The sequence below is a fragment of the Paenibacillus sp. fava2 genome, assembly GCF_058313675.1.
This window is the reverse complement of the sequence record NZ_CM177755.1, coordinates 3593615-3614393: the sequence shown is the minus strand read 5'-3', so window position 1 is coordinate 3614393 and position 20779 is coordinate 3593615. Positions and strand designations below refer to the sequence as shown.

Genomic DNA, 20779 nt, shown 5'->3' with positions numbered 1-20779 from the left:
TATATCGCTCTCTCAAAGCGTCTGTCAATCAGCTTTCTGTTCAAGGAGAATAAAGGATTAGACGGCCGCTGTTGGTATTTAACTAACGTTTCCCGTCAGCTTAAAGACCTGTAGTCATATAAACTTCTTTTAACCGGGATGTTTTTCGTACGGAACCATTCGGCCGCTTGCTGCACCAGCGGTGAAGAATTTAATGGTGTAACCTTATCGATTGAAATCCAGTCATAGCCATCAGAGTCTTGTCCCTCGAATTGAACTATGGAACCACCAACCTTTTCGGCGCCAATAACTTCATACAGAATTGCAATATGATGCAAGAACTCAGTCGAGTCATTCGGTAGAGTCCATAGCACAGAAAAATCACAAACGCCAATATTGTTGAGTTCTTTAACCGAGTGTCCTGTTTCTTCGTTAAATTCCCTTATTAAGCCTTGCTCTAAGGACTCTGATCCTTCTAGTCGTCCACCAGGCAAGTCAAATTGACCCGTGTAAGGGCCTAAACTTTTTCGAATAACTAAGATTTTCTCGTTAACCATACATATTCCGTAAACCCCTATGTGGCGATGAAACTGTTCCTTCATTGAACTTAATCCCCCTGTTGTTTGAACAAACGATATATATAAGGACTGATAGACTTATAAAGAAATAATACCACCACATACCACATATTGGAACTTTCCTGCCCGTTAGCTAATGCATCCTCGGAAGTCTAACACTTTATTTTTCAATCTAAAACTTTAGCTACCTTGCCAACCTAATTACACCACAATATAATTAATTAGATGAGTACCAAACTACCTGATTGACGGAGGCACTATGAAACTGCTTATTCATGAAGAGCTGGATCCGGTTTTTGAAACGATGGGATTATTGTATGTAAGCTATCAGCCGTCCTACCGGAATATAATGGTTGAAGATCTTGAACAATTTGGCCTGGATGGTGAAGCTTTTTATAACAAGCACCTGAAAATTATGGATAAATACATCAGCAGCTTCACCAAACACAGGAAAACGGATGATTCCGCCGTATTCTTTTTTAATGATGATACAACAGACTTCTTCTTGCTTCTGCAGGTATTGCTTAGTGAAAATCCGGAGTGGCTTACTTCACTTGAAGGCATAGCTGATTCGGCCATTCAGGATAAAATCCTAAAGACAATTAACGAAATGCAAGCGATGCAGAGTCATTCTCCCCGTGAACTGGAGCTGTCTTCCATTCAGTCACTTCAGGATATGATTCGCTTTCTTAATGGCAGTCCGCTGAAGGAAGCAACAAAATGGAAGCTGATGACACTGCTGCACCAGCCGCGTGAACACCTCCTTACCCTAATAGAAATTGTAAAAATGAATCTGCCGGCTTTTGAAAAAGCCCGCCGGGAGGTTGAGAAGCAGATCAACAAGCTGATACCTGCATACGTTCAGTCCATTCAACGGCAGCAGGATGAGCAGTTTATTAAGTTTGTGGACATGTTAGACCTTGAGAATCCGGAGGTTTATCCTACCCTCATCCTGCCGCTAGGCCAGATGGTTTTATCCGGCAAGCATTATTACGGGTTATACGTAGATATGCTACCGATTGCCAGCAAGCAGCATTCTGATTCCAGAGAGCTTTTGCTGCTACGGATGAAGGCGCTGGCCGACAACAGTAAATTACAAATTCTTGCTTCTCTTAAAGTAAGTCCCAAATACAATCTGGAGATTGCCGACCAGCTGGGACTGACAGCAGCAACTATGTCTCATCATATGAATGTCCTGCTTGCCTGCGGAATGGTCCGGGTCGAAAAAAACAACGGCAGAGTATATTATCATCTCCATACAGAAAACATGCAGGCGCTGATCGAAGATCTGCAGCAGTTTCTTTTATAATTGATTAGTGGCTTCCCGTAACCATAATGCGGGGAGTTTTTTTATATGATCATATTTGATGTTAATCTAATTTATTTGACTAAATTACAATCAGTATGTTATCTTCATCTTACAAATTATACCGAAATCTAATCATGGAGCTGATGTAGAGATGAAACATGCTTTGACCCGCAACAAGCTGCTGTTGGCTGTAACCCTGCTGTTCAGTATGATTGCCGCTGCCGCCGGTGTGCTGATTGCTCTTGTTCTGCAAAAGGTAATTGATGCCGCCCTCCAGGGAGATATGCAGCTTTTCCAGCGCATTCTGCTGGTGTCCATTGTCTATGTGCTGATGTTGTGCCTCACCGGTTTCATCCATTCTTTATGCAGTAAAGCTCTTGTCCGCAATGTTACCGTGTCGATCAGGGAACGGATATTCCGCGGTGTGCTCTACAAAAAAACAGCTGACTTCAAAGCGGCCAATACAGCGGATTATCTGTCAGCACTGACCAATGACATTAAGCTGGTGATTGAAAATGTTCTTCAGCCTCTCCTGCATACCTTTCAAAACGCCGTTATTTTTATAGCCTCACTTATTGTTCTCCTCTCGTTAAGCCCGCTGATTACCCTTATTCTCACGATCGGCATGATTCTGATGTTCACGATCCCTTCGCTGTTCGGAAGGCTGCTGCAGAGCAGGCTCAGTGCCGTATCTTCTGAGATGTCCCGGTTCACTGCACATATTAAAGATCTTTTGGCCGGATATGAAGTGATCACATCCTTTGGCCTCAAAAGGCGGAGTGAACAGGGATTTCAGCAGGCCAATCAAAATGCCGCGAGTGTCAGCTTTGCTGCGGACCGGTTATTCGCTGCGAATGAAAGCATATCGGAGGCATTGGCTATATTCAGCCAGCTTACCGTCATGTTCGTTGCCGCCTACCTGATCATCACCGGTCACATATCCGCCGGCAGCCTGGTTGCACTAGTCCAGCTAAGCGGCGGACTGGTCGGTCCTGTGCTCGTCATCATGCAGAATGTTCCCAAGATCAGAAGCATGAAGCCGATCCTTGAGCGCATTGAACAGCTCGCTGTCGAAGCTGAGCAGCCTTCAGAATCAGAACAGCCTAAACCTGTGTTTGAACATTCTTTAGAGGTGCGCCAGCTCAGCTTTAGCTATCAGCAGGGTCAACCCGTCCTCAAGGATATTCATTTCAGGCTGCACAGAGGACAAAAAATCGCCTTAATCGGACCGAGCGGCTGCGGCAAATCAACGCTCGTTAAGCTTCTAAGCGGGTATTACGAAGATTATGACGGTTCTGTCTCTTTGGACGGTGTCGAGCTATCAGCAGCTGCCGGAAGGACTATCCACTGCAGTCGGCGAAAATGGCTCCCGGCTCTCAGGCGGCCAGCGCCAGCGGGTTGCTGTGGCCCGGGCACTGATCCGCAGCAAGCCGATCCTGATTCTGGATGAAGGAACATCTGCAGTTGACAGACAGACTGCTTATGAGATTGAGAGCAGCCTGCTGGCCCTGCCGGATCTCACGCTAATCACGATTACGCACAATCTGAATGATGAGCTGCTTGAGCAGTATGACGAAATTTGGTTTATGGAGGACGGCAGGATTACCGAGAGCGGCAGTCTTAGCGAGATGCGGGATTACGGAGGCAGCTTCAGCCGCTTTTACCAGAGAAAAGAACCTGATCTTCAAACTGCCGGCAGCTTGACAGTCTATTAATCTTTGTATACAAAAAACGCCTCCGTACCTGGCTGCCCGTTGAATACAGGCAGTCAGACGGAGGAGTTCCTTAGTTTTTTGAGTCAACGGATTAACGCTCCATCATCAGCAGCTCATCAATCCGCTCCTTCGCACCCTTCCAGGAGGTCATCAGCGGAAACGCATACTCCTCCCTTGCCCTTAGATTCCACGGATGCGGGATGCACAGCACCTTTTTACCTTCCTGAACAGCCGGCAGCAGATTATGCGGCCCGTCGTCGATCAGCAGATCAAAATTAATCAGATGCTTCCGTTTGGCTGTGAAGAAGTTTTCAGCAGGAATAAACGGCATATGCTTCTGCAGCCAGTTCCATTTTTCGGTGACAGACTTGGGTGCAGCCGCAGTAACGATAATGACATCATAGGCATTATGCAGCTTTTCCATTTCCTCCACCACGTGCTCGTCAAACAGCTCCAGCTCCTCATACAGCCCCGGCCTCCCGAAAAAGAGCTCCTGTGTACTGTCGGGATGGCGCAAATGGTCTGTGTTCCAGTCGATCATATCCTCATACCGGAGGAGATGGGTCGGGAAATCATTGTTATTATGGTAAATAGCCCGTTTAACCAGATGACAGATGGTATCATCCATATCGACGGCGATAACCGGTTTTCTCATAGTTGTCTCCTATCCTGCTCTATATATTAGTTCTGCTATTTAATTCAACTTGGTAATCAAGCCTTTATCAGCATCCACGATAATTTCATCGCCCGTATTCAGCCAATCCGTTACACCCGCAGCCTGTACGACTGCAGGGATGCCCATTTCCCGGGCAAAGATCGCTCCATGGGACAGAAAGCCCCCAACCTCGGTCACTATAGCTGCACAGGAGATGATGGAGTAGGTTAAATTCGGCGTTAATACAGGAGCCACAATGATTGCGTCTTCAGGAATAGCACTGTAGCATTCACGGTCCAGCGGATTTAAGACCTTGTGGACTTTCCCCTCAGCCACTCCCCTTGAAACGCCAACACCCTGCAGGCGGTTCTCTACATCTGCCGCCGGAGCTTTCTTGGCAGCCGGATGCAGCACCGGCACAATCTTTTGATCCGCTTCAAAATCAGCTTGCCTCCGTGCTATTACAGCCGTTATCCCAGCGGGAGCAGAGCCTGTGATCATATCAGCAATTTCATCAGGATACAGGAAAAATATATTCCCGCTATCCTTAATGATCCCTTCAGATACAAAGCGGCGAGCTATCTCCAGCAGAACTCTTCTGATCGCTGAAGCTCCTTTTTGCAGCAGGTAATCATCGTCCTCTGTCCGGATCATGAAGGATCGGTACCTCTCCAGCAGTTCACGAAATTCCGCCCTCGCGCCATTATCCATCTGTTGCTCGATTGCTGACGCGGCTGCTTTCCAATCCCCCGGTTTATAGGATTTCTCCCGGTCCGGGTTCTTCCCCAGCTCAGCACGGATTCTGCTTAATATGCCTTCCGTACTTTCGGCCAGAGTGTTCATGTGCAACGCCAGCGGATGCGGAAGCTCATACCCGTATTTATGTATAAAAGCATTTAACTGAGCGGCCCATGGATGTGAAAGCACTCCAGACAGTATGGACGCGGACAGCTCCTCAAAGCAGGGAACCTGGCGGGCCGAAGCGATTAATCTGTGAAGCCCGGTCGCTTTTTGATAAGTCAGTGTGTTTAAGCCTTCCGTCAGCGATAATAATATCGACTCAGCCTCCGCAGCATCCCCGGCATATCTCCGAATCATTTCCCTCAGCTTCTCCCCGGTGGTACGGCGTTCTTTAAGCCAGCCCCTGTCCAGATACTGGGCTACGTAAGCACGGTTTACTTCTACCCGCCGCGTAACCATTTCCCACAGCTGAACCAGATCGTTACTTGCAAGGTCCTGCTGCAGCTGGCTGTCGAACTCATTCTCAAACTTAGCCTTAAGTGTAAGCCAGTCCGTTATGGGCTCAATAGATGTGCCGGGATTGGAAGCCTGCTTCATCCGGACATAGGGATAATGCCTTACAAAGCATGTATCCCAATACGGCATTTGAAAAAATCCTCCGGGATCAAGCTGCATGACTAGCGGAGTTACCGGCTCCGTACACTGATCGAGTAAAAACCAGTTTTCGTCCAACGCGGCGCTGTCTCCGTATCTATAAGCGTCACCTTTTGGCGTATTTGCGGATTCAAAGCCTGTTGTTACCGGCCTGACCTGAAGCCAGTAAATCACGCCGTCCTTTATACAGAATTCCATGTCTACATGACATCTGAGCAGCTCAACCGCGGTATCGGTCCATGGCCTCAGCTGCTGGATCAGTTGTTCAAGAAATCCGGAGGGCTTATCCCAGCTTCCATTCCTATAAGAAAATGACGGGTTCACACAGCCTCCCGCCAGCTGCTCCCCCCTGCCTTTTACAAGCTCAATGTGCAATCCGGCTGCTCCGGTCAGCGGATCACATGTAAACAACACTCCGGCATACTCCGGTTCAACAAACCTTTGGATAATGACCGGAATTAAGCCATTATGAACATTAGAAACTGCAGCAGGAAGCTCAGCCGCATGACTGATAACAAGTGTTTTGTATTTACCGGCGTTAGCACTGCTCTGACCGTCTTCATCAGGCGCAGATGACCGGATTGCCCAGCCTTCAGCAGACGGCAATACCTGCATTAGGTTCCCGGACAGCTCTTTAAGCTTATTTTGCAAGTCAGAATCAGTACACGCAAAAAAATCCAAGGGAAGGACCAGGCCGTCAGGCACATTGAAGTGCCCCGATTTTAATAAGGAAAGATTACGGGCCTTACTTCCAATCTCTACTGTATCCGGAATATCATCATTTAACCATACAACCATCAAGCAGCCTCCTTATCATAAAAGTCTATGATCAGGATACTTGAATTTACCATTTATTCCTATGAATATTCCCTCTATTTGAAGAGGAACATTAGTCTAAATCTTTAATATACCAGGCATCACAGGCAAAATGCTCAGATCCGGCCAGCGGCTCAGCAAGCATGGTGAAGCCGTGCTTCTGATAAAACCTGTTCGCTGCACCCATCGTCTGCAGTGTTTCCAGATAACATTGCTTATAATGCTTAGCAGCAAAATCCAGCGCAGTCTTCAGCAGCTCTGCTGCAATACCGGTTCCTCTGGTTGCGCCGGCAAGATACATTTTCTGCAGCTCACAGACCTTGTCCGACTCTGCAAAAGGTGCAATTCCGCAGCCGCCCAGCACCTGGCCGTCCTCCTCGACAATCCAGTATGCCCGGTTATCAGCAGAGTTGTAATAGCTGTAGAGATCATGCATGCTGTCATCAGCCCAGGCGAGGCCTTCACGGTTGCCGCCAAATTCGATCAGACATTCTCTGATGATTTGCTCAATGAAACGGTTGTCCGTTTTTTCTATCTGTCTAATCTTCATTTGCCCATTGCCTCCATCTTGTACGTTTTACTTTTGTAATTATACAAGATAACCGGGCAATGAACTATACTGGTAAAAGACCAGACACCGGTACCTATTCACTTTTGATTATATTAAAGGAGATTTGATGATGAACAAGCTTGTCTTTTTTCTCGGTCCTGGCGGCGCCGGCAAAACAACATTGGCTAAAGCTGTGGCTGCCCGCCGTAAGGCGGCGGTATTGGATATGGATATCCTGTTGCGCCCTGCCGCTACGGCAATAATGACTATGCACGGACTGGATCCGGATGACCGGGATTCCGACGAATATAAAAAGCTCTGCCGCGATTTGGGTTACCGGATTACTATGGATGCCGCACTTGATAACATCGGCCTCTCCGCCGATCTTTATGTCGTTGGACCCTTCACTAAGGAGGCTGCCGATCCAGAGTGGATTGAGGCTGAGCTGCAGCGGATCGGCATGACCTTGCAGGAGGTTGAAGTGAAGGTGGTGCTGGTCACCTTGAAGGACGAAAAGCTGTTTCGTGAACGGATTGCCGGCCGCAACTCTCCGCTCGACGGCTGGAAGTTCCGGAACTGGGAGCAGTTCCGTACCGCATTCAGCCCCCGGACAGTCGCCTGGCCGCTGCCGGAAGGATATGTAAAGGTGATTGACAATTCGAGTCCTGAGCTGGATGTAACCGCGGGCGAAGTGGAGCAGTTTATCTACGGGGAATGAGAAATTTTTCGCAGATGTAATATCGTTCCTGAACAGGTAACTTTCTTTCAGCATTCATTTAAACTCTACTATTGCATTCACAACGAATCTGAAATATATTAAATATATAAATAATTGACCCCTCAATCATTGATAGGTCAAATAAAAATATAAACTTCAAGGAGAGAACCAGCATGAAAGAATTCCAGCAAACCAATGATTTTAATGAGATTATATATGGACGCCGTTCCATCAAAACCTATGATCCCTCTGTGAAAATCAGCAGAGAAGAAATGACGGAAATTCTGAAGGAAGCCAGTACGGCTCCCTCGTCTATCAATATGCAGCCATGGCGCTTCCTGGTAATTGACAGTGAAGAAGGCAAGCAAAAGCTCGCTCCCCTCTCGCGTTTCAACAAGGAGAAAGTTCTTCAGGCTTCTGCTGTCATTGCAGTCTTTGGCGACATGAGTAATTTCGAATACGCAGAAGAAATTTATAGCAAAGCGGTTGAACTCGGCTATATGCCGCAAGAAGTTAAGGATTATCAGCTGAATGCCTTCAAGCCGCTGTATTCGCAGATCAGCGATAAAGATATGCGCGATATTATTCTGCTCGATGCCGGCCTGGTGTCCATGCAGCTGATGCTGGTTGCGCGTGCGCACGGGTACGACACGAATCCGATCGGCGGCTATGAGAAGGACCAGATCGCTGAAGCCTTCGGTATGGACAAAGAGCGTTATCTGCCGGTTATGCTGCTGACCATCGGTAAGGCTGCCAGTGAGGGCTTCAATTCTTACCGTCTGCCAGTTGACCAAACAACAGTTTGGGCTTAAGGTAAACATAATCTGCTTACTTGAATAACTATTGCTGAAGACGGAGAACAGCTCCGTCTTCTTTTAACATCACATCAAGGAGGGAACATCATGAATTGTTCAATGGAACAAGAAGCTGTATTGTATCTGCTCAAAAAAATGGGCAATGAGCTCAGCCCGAAATTCGAGCGCTGCACCGGCATCGGCTCTTCGAGGTATGATCTGCTGTATCAGCTATATCTCGCAGATGAGGTAACCCAGAGTAACCTGCAAAAGGCCATTCACATTGACAGTGCTGCGATCACCCGTCACCTGAAGCAGCTTGAGGCGGAAGGCATGGTGACCAGAAGGCGCAATCCGGAAGATCAGCGGGTTACCTTTGTGCGGCTAACCGAGGAATGCCGGAGCCTTATTGTAAGCTTTAACAAGGAACGGACCGAGTTCATCCGGCAGCTGCTTAACGGCTTCAGCGAGCAGGAGATCAATCTGATGACAGACATGCTTACCAGGATGCATCATAACCTGAAGGATCTTTAAGCTCCTATCATAGTAAGCTTTATGCATGAGACGGATTAACCACGTCCGGCAGCTTGCATCAGCTCTTCAAGAACCTGCTTCTTATCCCCTTCAGCCTTGGCAGCAAGCTTCTTCAGCTTGTCCTTACCGCCCCAAACGAGGTACACAAGATGTTCCACCTGGTAGTACTGGAGTCCGCGGACCTGATCAAGCAGCAATCTGAGCAGCTGTTCCTCCTCCATGTCTTTCATCATCTTTAGCTTTAATGAATCCGTACTGTACAGCAAACACGTAACTAGAACAGAAAGGGTCTCCGTACTAATGCCGTAATGTCCATATAATGCTGCTGTGAACCCGTTCTGGACCGACTGATGTTCAACATCGACCTTTTCCATATATTCTCTGACCAACGGGAAATATGCCCGGTCTGTGAGTCCAAGGCCAAAGACCGCATAGCTGCCAGGCATGCAGCACTTCTCCCCTTCCGAATCCGTATACCATTCGAAGGTTTCCATGGCTGCTTTGGCATACTCTTCCATCAACGGTTGGACCTCAGGATACTCAAGCGCATTCGCAAAAAAGCGGTGCGTGCCCGACTTGGCCAGTCCCTTGACCGGCAGCCAGCACTTAACTGCGGATTTCAGCTTAATCTGATAGCTTTTTGGAAAACCCTGTTTAAGCAGCGTTATGAGGAACCGGAGCACCTGCCCGTAGCTCTCCCCTGACTCCTGCTTCATATGGATACTTACCTCAGCAAATACATCATTAGCTGTACATTCCACCCGTTCATCCCTCAGTCTGGTAATATCCTCAGGCAGGGCTCCGCTGCCCTCCCGGATTAGCCGATCAGCCCGGGTACTGCCGAGTGCGGTCACGCAATTCAGGAAGGTGAGCCCCGTACTTCTGCTGTAAGAAGGCTCATATCTTAGGATGCTTACTGCACCATAGATCACCAGCTCCACAGCTTCTTGCCCGCTCCCGCTCTGCTCCAGTACGGCACCGCTCTTCTTCGTATATTCCTTCTGCCATTCACTGCCTGTGTTCTCAAAGTATCGGGGCAGCCACTGCTCCTCAACCCAATTCCTTAAGGCCACGGTCAGTGTATTGCGGTGCTCCGCAAGCTGCCTGCTCCCCTTATTCAGCTCTTGTATCCGCTCATACAGTCCAATGATTCTCCCGGAATCCAAGACGGGATACAATTCTTCATCCAGCAGATGCCGGGCCAAGAAAAACGTTTCTAACGGTTTGGTCGGATATTTGCCGGCTTCGAGCTTGCTGGAGATATAGGAGCTGATCCGCTCCAGCAGCAGCTGCTTCTTCGCATCATCCATATATTTGAGTATACACACTTTGACAGTGCCGCCGCTTTCTACTTGGAAATTTCCTTCAAAATCAAACCGGTAATCCAGTACTGCCGGAGGGAGCGAATTTAATCTATGCTGCATATGACGGGCAAGCTCAGGAACGATATGCTCCCGCACCTGCTCCTCTGTCAGCCCGCCGCTGGTGCTCAGCCTGCTTTTGCCCGGCATAGATAAATCCAGCGGGTAATCCGTCACATCCACTCTGCCACCCTCATATTTAAGGAGCGCGTACCAGTGTACTCCCGCCTGAAGCGTAGTGCGTTTTACAATTTTCTCAGCGTCCTTATCGTTGATATATGCGATCCACTTGTCTATTTCCTGCTTCATTTCTTCTATAACGGGTTCCAGTGAATGTTCCATAGCATTACATGCTCCTTTACACAGCAATATCGGAAGTGAGTTTTCGAGCCTACTCTATTAATAATTACATTAAATAGTACAGTATCCTTACATACTGTTCAAATTTACTCCAGAAAAGGAATGGCCAGCTCTGCTATCCGCTGATAGCCTATCTGCTTAGGTGGTTTATCTACGGTGAATGAGTCAAAGAGCAGCCGGGGGCTGCTCTTCTTTTAATGACAATCATATAGTTCCTTTTACGATGCCGTAGTAATGCTTATCATCGTATTCTCCAGTATCGCTATAATAGTAACTTTCTTTATGTGTACCTTCAAACTGCATGTGAGCTTTCTGCATCACCTTTCCAGATACCGCATTCTGCCCGCGGTGATATGCCTGCAGCCGGTGCAGTGGAGTATGGGAAAAGGTATACTGTATTACTGCTATTAAAGCCTCAGTGGCATACCCTTTATTCTGATACGGCCGGCCGATACAGTATTCGATTTCTGCAAGACGATGGTCCGAGTCAACCTGACAAAAGGCGATTTGTCCAATACATTCCTCATGTTCTTTAAGTATGATTGCCCACCGGTAAAAATCATTTCTATTATAGGACAACACCCATTGGTGCAGTAACTCTTCTACTAAAGCTATACTACTATAGACAGGTTCACCGTAACTGCTTTGGACATCTATGTCATTGATCCAGTTAGCATGCATACTCGGGGCATCTTCTACTTTAAATGGTCTTAGCTTTAACCTTACAGTATTTATGGTTTCAGTTGCCGCCCGCAATGAATTCCCTCCATCAGCACATGATTATTCTGAAGATACATTCAGATTACCGGCAGATTATAAAAGCGGCCATACACTAAACTGCACTATATTTAGATTTCCATGCTTGCACTACTCCACAGACACACTCGCATCCCAGGCCTCCCCGTTCAGCTCACCATTAATCATAATAGCAGTCAGTGCGCCGGAAGCAGCTGCGGCAATGGCCTGATACTTTTCCGAAGCAGCATCTCCGGCAGAGAAAACCCCGGGAATGTTTGTTTTGCCGTAATCATCTGTCAATACGCTGCCAGCTTCATTCATCTCACAGCCCAAAGCTTGCGGGAGCTCCGAGCCTCTTGTCAGCCTGGGAGCGAAGAAAATCCCCTCGCATGGAAGCACGGTTTCATCCTCTAAAATCACCTGCTGCACCATTCCTGCCTCCGATTCAATTGTTCTTATTGCTGCTTCATGCAACAGTACCCCATGCCGCGCCAGCTCCCCGCGCTCTTCACCGGTCAATTCCGCCGGCCCGTTAGTACAAATACTGTAATCCTTCGTCCAGCCGGAGATTACTTTAGCCAGATGCAGTGCGTGGGTTCCTTTGACAATGAGAATAAGCTTCTTGTCCCGGAGCTCCCAGCCGTCACAATACGGGCAGACAAAGGCGCTTTTGCCATAGACCTCCGCCAGTCCGCCAATGGCCAGCGGAAAATCTTTTTTTCCTACAGCAAAAAGCAGCTTCTTACATTGATATACCGCGCCTGAGACCGTTGTAATTTCAAAAGCACCATCATTCCCTGTAACGGCAGAAGCAGTATCACTGACGCAGCTAACAGACGGATATGCCGCCAGCTCCCCATGCGCCGCCTTCCGGAATTCCCTTGGACTTACCCCATCTCTTGTAAGAAAGCCGTGTGTCTCGCGGGTAACGATATTCCTCGGCTGCAGATCGTCAATGACAATAACAGATTTCCGGGCCCGTCCCAGAACTAACGCTGCATTGAGACCCGCCGGGCCTCCGCCGATAATAACTACATCTGTTTGTCCACTCATCCAAAACACCCTTTCAAGAGTTATAATGTCCGTAATTATAAAAAGCTATTACAGACTCTTTATATCTACGATAGCCGGAACAGGTGCATAAAGCAAGTCTTTTTCTTGCACCATAGTTTATAATTTTTACCGCATTACCGATGATATTCGGCCTTCTCCAGCTTCTTTAATACTTAAGGCACGCTCTGCTGTACACCCGGTTCTATGCGGAACGTGCCTTTGCCATATTATCATGTATCCAGCCCGTGCAGCTGTTTGAACTGCTCCGGCTGCATACCCGTCAACCGTTTGAATACAGCACAGAAGTAGCTGGCATTCTCGAAGCCGGTCAACTGGGCAATCTCATACAGCTTCTTCTCCCGCTGCTGGAACATCAGCTGCTTGCTGCGGTTAATGCGCTGCTTGTTGATATAGGTCACCGGCCGGTCATGAACCGTCCGCTGAAACAGCCGGCACAGGTATTGCGGGGAAACGGAAATCACCTCTGCCAGCTCCTTCAAGGGCAGTGCCCGATGCAGATGCTGCTCTATATGCTCCAGCACCGGCTTGATCCGCACCAGCTCATCCTCCTCGCTGGCAGGCGGGAGATTCCGCTTCAGGTCGAGCAGCATCGCATACAGCAGCTTGGAGCGCTCCAGATTATTGTCCATATCATTGGCATCCGGCAGCTGAAGCAGCTCATGAAACGGAACCAGCAGCTCAATATCCCTCAATCTCCGGACTCCTGATTCCCGGATACCTGCATAAGAAAGCATACCTCCCGCCTCTCTCCCGTTGAATGATATCCACGCCAGCTCCCATTCCCGGCTGATGGGTGTGTAGGAATGAGGAATATCCGGGAAGGTGAAAAATATTTCTCCGGGTCCGACCACATACCGCTTCTCCCCGACTGTCAGCTCCCCTTTGCCGCTCAGCACCTGATGCAGCTGATAATCGGGAAATCCGGCAGGACGGGCGGTTTCCTCCTGATGCTCCCAGTATCCAATCGTTGTAGCATACAGCGGCAGCTGAATCGTATCATCCACCGCGCAGAACACCATCATGCTCTCCATAGTTGCCCACCTGTTTCATATTTTATTATAAGACACTAATATCCTTTTATATCCTATAGCCTTTTGGCGTTCTATAATATGAATATAACAATACAAGGAGATGTTAATGTGCGCAAGAAGCTAGACTACCAACCACCAGCCAACGGTTATCCCGAATGGAATAACAATCCCGAAATCTTTCAGCTGAACCGCCTGCCGGCTCATGCATCCATGATCTCCTATACAACTGTATTGCAGGCACTTCAGGGCGAGTTCACAGCATCCCCGAACTATCATTCCCTTAACGGCAGCTGGAAGTTTGCTTTTGCAGAGACTCCGGAGCAGCGCATTAAGGATTTCTATACCTTGGATTATGATAACAGCAGCTGGGCCGAGATTCCCGTGCCTTCCCATTGGCAGTTCCAGGGCTATGACTACCCACAATATACCAATGTCCGTTATCCGTGGGCCGTTTCCGAGCCTGACTTGAAGCCGCCGTTTGCACCAACCAAATACAATCCGGTCGGCTCATATACGCGCACCTTTACGGTGCCTGAAGGCTGGGCAGGACAGCCGGTATTCATCAGCTTCCAAGGGGTTGAGGCGGCGTTTTATGTCTGGGTGAACGGTGAACTGGTCGGATACGGCGAGGATACCTTTACACCGTCAGAATACGATATTACCGCATATCTGCGTGAAGGCGAGAACAAGCTGGCTGTAGAGGTCTACCGCTGGTGTGATGCAAGCTGGCTGGAGGATCAGGATTTCTGGCGTCTGAGCGGGATTTTCCGTGATGTCTACCTGTATACTACTCCGCAGGTTCATCTTACTGACTTCTCTGTAGTAACCGAGCTTGACGCTGAATTTGCCGATGCCGAGCTGAAGGTGAAGCTTCAGCTGGAGAATTATTTTAACAGCGGAATGAATCCTTATTCGGTTGAAGTACAGCTCTATGACGCACAAAAGCAGGCGCTCTGGGAGCAGCCGCTATCTGCCGCTGTTGCTTTTAACGGAACGGACGTACAGGAGATTCAGCTTAGCCGGCATATCGTAAGTCCTGAGAAATGGAGCGCCGAGAAACCTTATCTCTACACTGCAGTCATCAGCGTTATTGACGATCAGAAGCAGGTTCAGGAATTTATCAGCACCAGAGTGGGCTTCCGCACCTTCGAAATCAAAGACGGCCTGATGAAAATCAACGGCAAACGCATTGTTATGAAGGGGACGAACCGTCATGAATTCTCCTGCGACACCGGACGCGCCCTCTCCAAAGCAGATATGATCCGTGACGTCCAGTTGATGAAGTCCCATAACATCAATGCCGTGCGTACCTCCCACTACCCGAACCAGTCCATCTGGTATGAGCTGTGCGATGAATACGGCTTATATGTCATCGATGAGACCAATCTGGAGACTCACGGCTCCTGGAAATACGGCCAAGAAGAACTGGTAGAAACCAACGTACCGGCAAGCAGACCGGAATGGCGGGCAAATGTTATCGACCGTTGTAATGCCATGATGCAGCGCGACAAGAACCATCCGTCGGTCATCATCTGGTCACTCGGCAACGAGTCCTTCGGCGGAGACAATTTCATTGCCATGCACGATTACCTGAGAGAAGCAGATCCGACCCGTCCGGTGCATTATGAAGGGATTTTCCATTACAGACCTTCCGAAGCGGCCAGCGACATCGAGTCCACTATGTATATCAGACCTAATGAAGTTGAGCACTATGCCAAAAACAATCCGAAAAAGCCGTACATTCTCTGCGAGTACAGCCATGCAATGGGTAACTCCTGCGGCGGGCTGCACCTCTACACGGAGCTGTTCGATCAATTCGACATCATTCAGGGCGGATTCATCTGGGACTGGGTGGATCAGGCGATCCGGACCAAAACCGCAGACGGAGTAGAATATCTGGCCTACGGCGGCGATTTCGGTGAAAACCCGCATGACGGAAACTTTAGCGGAAACGGGCTGCTGTTTGCTGACCGTGCTGTAACTCCAAAGCTGCTTGAGGTCAAAAAATGCTACCAGTACATCAAGCTCACTGCCCTTGACCTGCAAAAAGGCAGCTTCCAGATCAAGAACAACTACCTGTTCACCGACCTGAGCGAATATCAGCTCCAGTGGAATGTGTCTCTGAACGGTGAAACGGCACAGGAAGGCTCTCTGCAGGTAACTGCAGCACCGGGCGAATCCGTTGAAGTCGCCATTCCTTATGAAGCAAGTGATCTGCTGAACGATAAGGAAGCTGTACTGACCCTCTCCTTCACCCAGGCTGAAGCTACAGAATGGTCAGAAGCCGGGCATGTTATTGCGTGGGAGCAGTTCGTTCTGGTGCCATGGATTGCCGCCAGCCGTCCTGACGCTGGCAGCGGATCGCTGCAGGTGACTGAGCAGGAAGACACTGTTACGGTTTCCGGAGAGGCATTCTCCGTCTCGTTTAATACAACAAGCGGTGAGCTTTACTCTTATGTCGCAAACGGGAAAGAGCAGCTTCTGCAGCCGGCCAGAGCCAATTTCTGGAGAGCAGTGACCGATAACGACCTGGGTAACGGTCTAGACAAACGCAGCGCTGTCTGGAAAGAAGCTTCGAGCAGCCAGAGCCTGATCAGCTTCAGCTTTGAGGCCCAGGACAACCGCTGCGTCATCTCCGCAGACTACGTATTGTTCACTGGCCCGGATTCCATCCTGCGCGTGAAATACGAAGTACGCAGTAACGGCTCCGTTGAGATCAGCCAGGAGCTGAATCCGGGCAGCAGCAGCCTGCCTGAGCTTCCGGAGTTCGGCATGATGTTTGTGCTGGACAGCGGACTTGATACGATCTCCTGGTACGGCCGCGGTCCGCATGAGAACCATTGGGACCGTAACACCAGTGCAGCGGTCGGCAGCTACAGCGGTAAGGTCAGTGACCAGTTCACCCCTTACCTGCGTCCGCAGGAATCCGGCAACAAGACCGATGTCAGATTCGCTTCACTGACAAACGGTGCAGACGGCCAGGGCTTCCGGATTGAAGCTCCATCCTTGTTCGAGCTGAATGCAATGCCATGGACACCGGATGAGCTTGAAGCAAGCGATCATGTATATAAGCTGCCTGCCTCAGACAAAACCGTACTGCGCGTGAACTACAAGCAGATGGGTGTCGGCGGCGATGACAGCTGGGGAGCGCCGATTCACAAGGAATTTATGCTGCCTGCTAACCGGCCGTACTTCTTCCGGTTTACCATTTCCCCTAAATAAGACGTAATGTTAGTTATAAGGAGGGCCCGCACTATGCGGACCCTCCTTTTTGCTGTCTGCACAGCCGCATTGAACCAATTGGGCGGATGTACCATATGATAATGTATTAATGTCTGAGGGGGATTTTTTGATGTATGCTCACGGGGGCTTCAGCCCTTATGCCGCTTCTAATGCTCACGGCAATTCACACTGTTTTCCCGCTTATTATGGACCACTGCTTGTCTGCCTGAGCCACGCCCAGGTCCAGTACAAAAATTTAACCCGCACCTTATGGGAGCAGCATGTTGCATGGACCCGGATGGCGATTACCAGCCTCGTATTTGGATTACCTGATACAGACGTTGTTGTCGCCAGGCTGCTGCAGAATCCGGTGGATATGGGTAATGCCATACGGCCATTTTTCGGGGATGCTGCCGCCAATGCCTATAGCACATTGATCAAAGCTCATCTGGTCATCGCCTCAGAGCTAATAAAAGCGGCCAAGGCAGGTGACTCAGCGGCTGCGGCTGCTGCAGAAAAACGCTGGTATGAAAATGCCGATCAGATTGTGGAGTTCCTCACCCGCCTGAACCCCTATTTTCCCAAAGAACAATTCCGGAAAATGTTCTATGAGCATCTTGCCATGACGAAAGCAGAAGCTGTTACAATGCTGAATAAAGATTACACCGCCAGTATCCAGCTGTACGACCGTATCGAGCAGGAAGCATTGATGATGGCGGATATTTTGTGGAGATACCTGTATGTGTGCTGATGAACTATTAGCAAAAAAAACATCCCGGGAATATTTCCGGGATGTTTTTCAGGTGTTATTTTACCCAGACATCCTTATAGTTGATCTTGCCCCAAGCATTGAGAGAAATGCCGTGAAGTGAGCGGTCATAGCCGACTTCCTGCACACTATGGTATATAAACAGCACATTCAGCTGCTGCTTCATCTCCTCCTCAGCCGCTCTAAGCACATTCAGCTGCTCGGCCTCACCCGTTTCAATCAAGGCATCAGCGAGTATGGCATCTATTGTAGCCCTGAGCGGGGCGTGCAGATGATTGCGGATATATCCGTGTTTAGAGCGGTACATTTCTATTAAAGTGATTACGGGCTGATCTCCCAGCACCTCTCCGGCATAGATCATATCCGCCTGCAGGATCACTTCTGCCTGTGATAGCTCCCGGATCGGCAGGATAGTGAGCTCTATCTGCACCCCTATTTGGCTGCATGCTGCCATAATCCAACGGGCATCCTCCTCATTGCTGAAATATTCATAGGTATAGAGCTGCAGCGTTTCTCCGTTATAAGAGGATTGTTCCAGGCTTTTTCTTGCCGCTGCTATTGATATATCGCTTCCATAATCAGCGTTATAATAGCCGGGATGAAATCCTGATGAAGGCTTATTTCTTCTTCCTTTCAGCTCACGGATCATTTGCTCCCGGCTGAGAGCCAAATGTATAGCATAGCGCAGACTATAGTCCTGAAGTACACCCGGTTTAGAGAGGTTAAAGGTAAGCACAGTGCTGCCCAATTCCAGCTGATTCAATTTTTGTGTAGGTTCCCCCTTATCAATCGCTTCAAAATACAGCAGCTGCGTTTGTCCGGGAGGCTGAGTATGCCGCAGCTCCTCCTCATAATCAGGCCAGACCCACATTTCAATGACATCTAAAAACGGACGTCCGGCAAAGTAATGCTCATTGGCGTCCATGATCAGCATCGACTCTGTATTGCTCCGCATACAAAACGGTCCGGTGCCTGCCGGCAGCCGTGCAAAGTTACGTCTGATATCCAGCTGCTCCAGATCATCCGGCACAATGGAGAAGCGTTCAGTGGCAATAAAATGGGCAAAAAGCGCATTGCTTTCCCTAAGTCTAAAGCAGACTCTGTATGCACCGGTAACCTCTATAGCCTGCACACTATTAATCAGCCAGTCCTCCCCGTTCCACTCCCAGATCCTATTGAAGGTGTACTGCACATCCTTAGCCTTACAGTGTTTGCCGTGATGAAACAGTACGCCTTTGCGCAGATAAAAGGTCCAGTGACTGAACGTCTCATCATGCTCCCAGTGATGAGCCAGCCCGGGCTTCAGCTTTTTGCTGAACGGATCATATCGTGTCAAAGTGTCGAACAGCTGGCTGATTAAATGCGCTTCTGTACGACGCACTACCTTCATCGGGTCCAGATCCGGGACAGGCCTGTAAAACGGATAGCGCAGGATATCCTCCTCAGTCCGCTCCTTCTGCACGCCGAACCGGTTCCCCAGCCATGTATGAAATTCAGCATGAACCGATTCCCGGTCACTTGCCTGTATACAGGCAAAGGCTTCACTCAGCTGTCCATTTTGACTTAAGCTTTGAGCCCTCGCAAGAATCAGTTCTTCTTTATTACGCAGCAGGGCCAGCTGAGAGGAATTGCCCCTGCCAAGTCCGGATTTCCAGCCGATGAAGTGTTGCTCTTTGAGCTTGTGAATCAGAAATTGCGCATTGCGGCGGGTGCAGTCAAAGACTATCGCGAGTTCATTTATGGTGACCGGAAACCACTCTCCGTCAGCTTGTACAATGTAATGGTTTCTCAGCTGCAGATAATATTCCTCTAAGTCCACTTCTACTCCTCCTCTAAAAGGCGAAAGGATACAAATAATGTTTCTATTTTTGTTCCACTTTTGTAAAAGTATAATTTGAGGCAACCCGTTAGTAAAGAGGAGCGTGTAATTCACATGATCAAAGCATCAATACTGGCAGGACCGGCAGTCCCTTCAATCTGGCGCAGCCCGGCCTTTATGGTTCTGCTTGGCGCAGGAGCCGTAATGGCGTTGGGAAACAAAATTTACGAGCTTGCGCTCCCCCTCATACTCTATGACATCACGAAATCCTCGGTAGTCATGTCCGCGATGCGCGGGATTGAGTTTCTGCCGAACCTGCTGCTGGCGATGTTCATCGGGGTAATTGTCGACAGGGTACATAAGAAAAAATGGTCTTTAACAGCTATTCTGCTGCAGATTGTCATTCTGGCTGTATTATATCTGGCGATTGAGCGGGGGTACCACTCTGCTCCAATGTTCTATGCGGCCGGCTTTATGCTAATGACTTTCGGCTATGCTTATTCCAATGCCCGGGTAGCTATGGTCAAGCATTCCCTTCCTCTGTCGATGTTAACATCCGCGAATGCATCCTATAACTTCGTCACCACCTTTATCAGCATTGCCGGTCCGGTATTGAGCGGCCTGCTGCTGATGCTGCCCAAAATGCATGAAGCCCTGCTGCTTACAGCAGTTGCCTTCAGTCTGGCGTTCGTAACCTTAAGCTTTATCAGAACCAATGAGCCTGTAAGGGCTGCAGCCGGCAACAGAGAGGGCTTCTGGAAGGAGCTGCAGGCAGGCTGGGCCGAGCTGCGCAGCAATCGTCTGCTGCTGTCTATGAGCATTGCCGTGGTGTTCCTGAACAGTACATCGGGCATGGTGGATATGACTATTATTTTCTTTGCCAAGGATGAGCTGATGCTGAGCAATCTTGAACTCGGGATTGTATTCTCAGCCGCCGGGCTTGGCGGACTGGCCGGAAGCCTGCTGATCGTTAAATTGCGGAGTCTGTTTCCGATTGGACGCTTAATCACGCTGTCGTGCTTATTTACCGGATTTACCGGGATTCTGTTTTATATGTCACATTCAGCGTATCTGCTCGCCGGTGGCCTGTTTCTGTATGGCTGCTTCGAGACCATAAGCACAGTCAGCATCTGGACGTTTCGTCAGGAGACAACACCGTATCACCTGATTGGCCGGGTAAGCGGCATTACCGGTTCTATTTTTAAGCTGGGCATGCCGTTTGCTATCATAGCTTCCGGCTGGATCTCAGAGCTGTCAGGCCCGCGTACTGTATTCCTGCTCACCCTAGCTGCTAATCTGCTGATTTTCACCGGCTGCCTGTTGAGTCCGCTATGGAGACAACGCCGATCCTGTTAAAAGGAT

The 20779-nt window shown here is 49.0% G+C and carries 17 protein-coding genes and 1 pseudogene; 9 read left to right on the top strand and 9 right to left on the bottom strand.

Annotation, left to right across the window (positions count from 1 at the left end):
* Positions 1-95 precede the first annotated feature (95 nt).
* Positions 96-581, bottom strand: a complete 486-nt coding sequence (locus AC4G46_RS15645; RefSeq protein WP_491128740.1) for an NUDIX hydrolase — start codon at positions 579-581, stop codon at positions 96-98.
* A gap of 235 nt (positions 582-816) precedes the next feature.
* Between AC4G46_RS15645 and AC4G46_RS15640 the strand changes: the two genes are divergently transcribed.
* The 3 genes and pseudogenes from AC4G46_RS15640 to AC4G46_RS15630 all read left to right on the top strand — a co-directional run bounded on the left by AC4G46_RS15640 (position 817) and on the right by AC4G46_RS15630 (position 3581).
* On the top strand, positions 817-1866 hold the full coding sequence (locus AC4G46_RS15640) for an ArsR/SmtB family transcription factor (RefSeq protein WP_491128739.1): 1050 nt from the start codon (positions 817-819) through the stop codon (positions 1864-1866).
* 151 nt (positions 1867-2017) lie between these two features.
* Positions 2018-3263 (top strand): annotated as a pseudogene (locus AC4G46_RS15635) (ABC transporter transmembrane domain-containing protein); the annotation flags it as partial.
* A 6-nt stretch (positions 3264-3269) separates the two neighbouring features.
* Positions 3270-3581, top strand: coding sequence for a hypothetical protein (locus tag AC4G46_RS15630; protein ID WP_491129030.1), 312 nt, complete (start codon positions 3270-3272; stop codon positions 3579-3581).
* A 91-nt stretch (positions 3582-3672) separates the two neighbouring features.
* Here the strand turns inward: AC4G46_RS15630 and AC4G46_RS15625 are convergent, their stop codons facing one another.
* The 3 genes from AC4G46_RS15625 to AC4G46_RS15615 form a co-directional block, all read right to left on the bottom strand.
* Positions 3673-4236, bottom strand: a complete 564-nt coding sequence (locus tag AC4G46_RS15625) for a 5' nucleotidase, NT5C type (protein WP_491128738.1) — start codon at positions 4234-4236, stop codon at positions 3673-3675.
* Between the two features lie 39 nt (positions 4237-4275).
* On the bottom strand, positions 4276-6429 hold the full coding sequence (locus AC4G46_RS15620; RefSeq protein WP_491128737.1) for a PEP-utilizing enzyme: 2154 nt from the start codon (positions 6427-6429) through the stop codon (positions 4276-4278).
* Between the two features lie 91 nt (positions 6430-6520).
* Complete coding sequence (locus AC4G46_RS15615) at positions 6521-6997, bottom strand: GNAT family N-acetyltransferase (RefSeq protein ID WP_491128736.1); 477 nt, start codon at positions 6995-6997, stop codon at positions 6521-6523.
* Positions 6998-7127: 130 nt separating this feature from the next.
* Between AC4G46_RS15615 and AC4G46_RS15610 the strand changes: the two genes are divergently transcribed.
* The 3 genes from AC4G46_RS15610 to AC4G46_RS15600 all read left to right on the top strand — a co-directional run bounded on the left by AC4G46_RS15610 (position 7128) and on the right by AC4G46_RS15600 (position 9043).
* Positions 7128-7715, top strand: a complete 588-nt coding sequence (locus AC4G46_RS15610) for a P-loop nucleotide/nucleoside kinase family protein (RefSeq protein WP_491128891.1) — start codon at positions 7128-7130, stop codon at positions 7713-7715.
* Between the two features lie 173 nt (positions 7716-7888).
* Complete coding sequence (locus AC4G46_RS15605; protein WP_491128735.1) at positions 7889-8527, top strand: nitroreductase family protein; 639 nt, start codon at positions 7889-7891, stop codon at positions 8525-8527.
* Between the two features lie 90 nt (positions 8528-8617).
* Positions 8618-9043 (top strand): MarR family winged helix-turn-helix transcriptional regulator, encoded by a 426-nt coding sequence (locus tag AC4G46_RS15600; RefSeq protein WP_491128734.1) that lies wholly within the window; start codon positions 8618-8620, stop codon positions 9041-9043.
* A 35-nt stretch (positions 9044-9078) separates the two neighbouring features.
* Here AC4G46_RS15600 and AC4G46_RS15595 read toward each other — a convergent pair whose 3' ends face one another.
* The 4 genes from AC4G46_RS15595 to AC4G46_RS15580 form a co-directional block, all read right to left on the bottom strand.
* Positions 9079-10746 (bottom strand): DUF6138 family protein, encoded by a 1668-nt coding sequence (locus AC4G46_RS15595; RefSeq protein ID WP_491128733.1) that lies wholly within the window; start codon positions 10744-10746, stop codon positions 9079-9081.
* 222 nt (positions 10747-10968) lie between these two features.
* On the bottom strand, positions 10969-11520 hold the full coding sequence (locus tag AC4G46_RS15590; protein ID WP_491128732.1) for a GNAT family N-acetyltransferase: 552 nt from the start codon (positions 11518-11520) through the stop codon (positions 10969-10971).
* 111 nt (positions 11521-11631) lie between these two features.
* The gene (locus AC4G46_RS15585; protein WP_491128731.1) at positions 11632-12555 is read right to left on the bottom strand and encodes an NAD(P)/FAD-dependent oxidoreductase; all 924 of its coding nucleotides are present in this window, start codon (positions 12553-12555) and stop codon (positions 11632-11634) included.
* A gap of 230 nt (positions 12556-12785) precedes the next feature.
* Entirely contained in the window at positions 12786-13607 is an 822-nt protein-coding gene (locus tag AC4G46_RS15580) for a helix-turn-helix transcriptional regulator (RefSeq protein ID WP_491128730.1), read from the bottom strand.
* Positions 13608-13715: 108 nt separating this feature from the next.
* Here AC4G46_RS15580 and lacZ point away from each other — a divergent pair, with 108 nt between their 5' ends.
* Positions 13716-16829: a beta-galactosidase, LacZ type gene (gene lacZ / locus AC4G46_RS15575; protein WP_491128729.1), complete on the top strand. Its 3114-nt coding sequence runs from the start codon at positions 13716-13718 to the stop codon at positions 16827-16829.
* Positions 16830-17127: 298 nt separating this feature from the next.
* Positions 17128-17580 (top strand): acetylglutamate kinase, encoded by a 453-nt coding sequence (locus tag AC4G46_RS15570; RefSeq protein WP_491128890.1) that lies wholly within the window; start codon positions 17128-17130, stop codon positions 17578-17580.
* Positions 17581-17635: 55 nt separating this feature from the next.
* Here AC4G46_RS15570 and AC4G46_RS15565 read toward each other — a convergent pair whose 3' ends face one another.
* The gene (locus AC4G46_RS15565) at positions 17636-19417 is read right to left on the bottom strand and encodes an ABC transporter substrate-binding protein (protein ID WP_491128728.1); all 1782 of its coding nucleotides are present in this window, start codon (positions 19415-19417) and stop codon (positions 17636-17638) included.
* A gap of 114 nt (positions 19418-19531) precedes the next feature.
* Here AC4G46_RS15565 and AC4G46_RS15560 point away from each other — a divergent pair, with 114 nt between their 5' ends.
* Positions 19532-20773 (top strand): MFS transporter, encoded by a 1242-nt coding sequence (locus AC4G46_RS15560; protein ID WP_491128727.1) that lies wholly within the window; start codon positions 19532-19534, stop codon positions 20771-20773.
* Positions 20774-20779 lie beyond the last annotated feature (6 nt).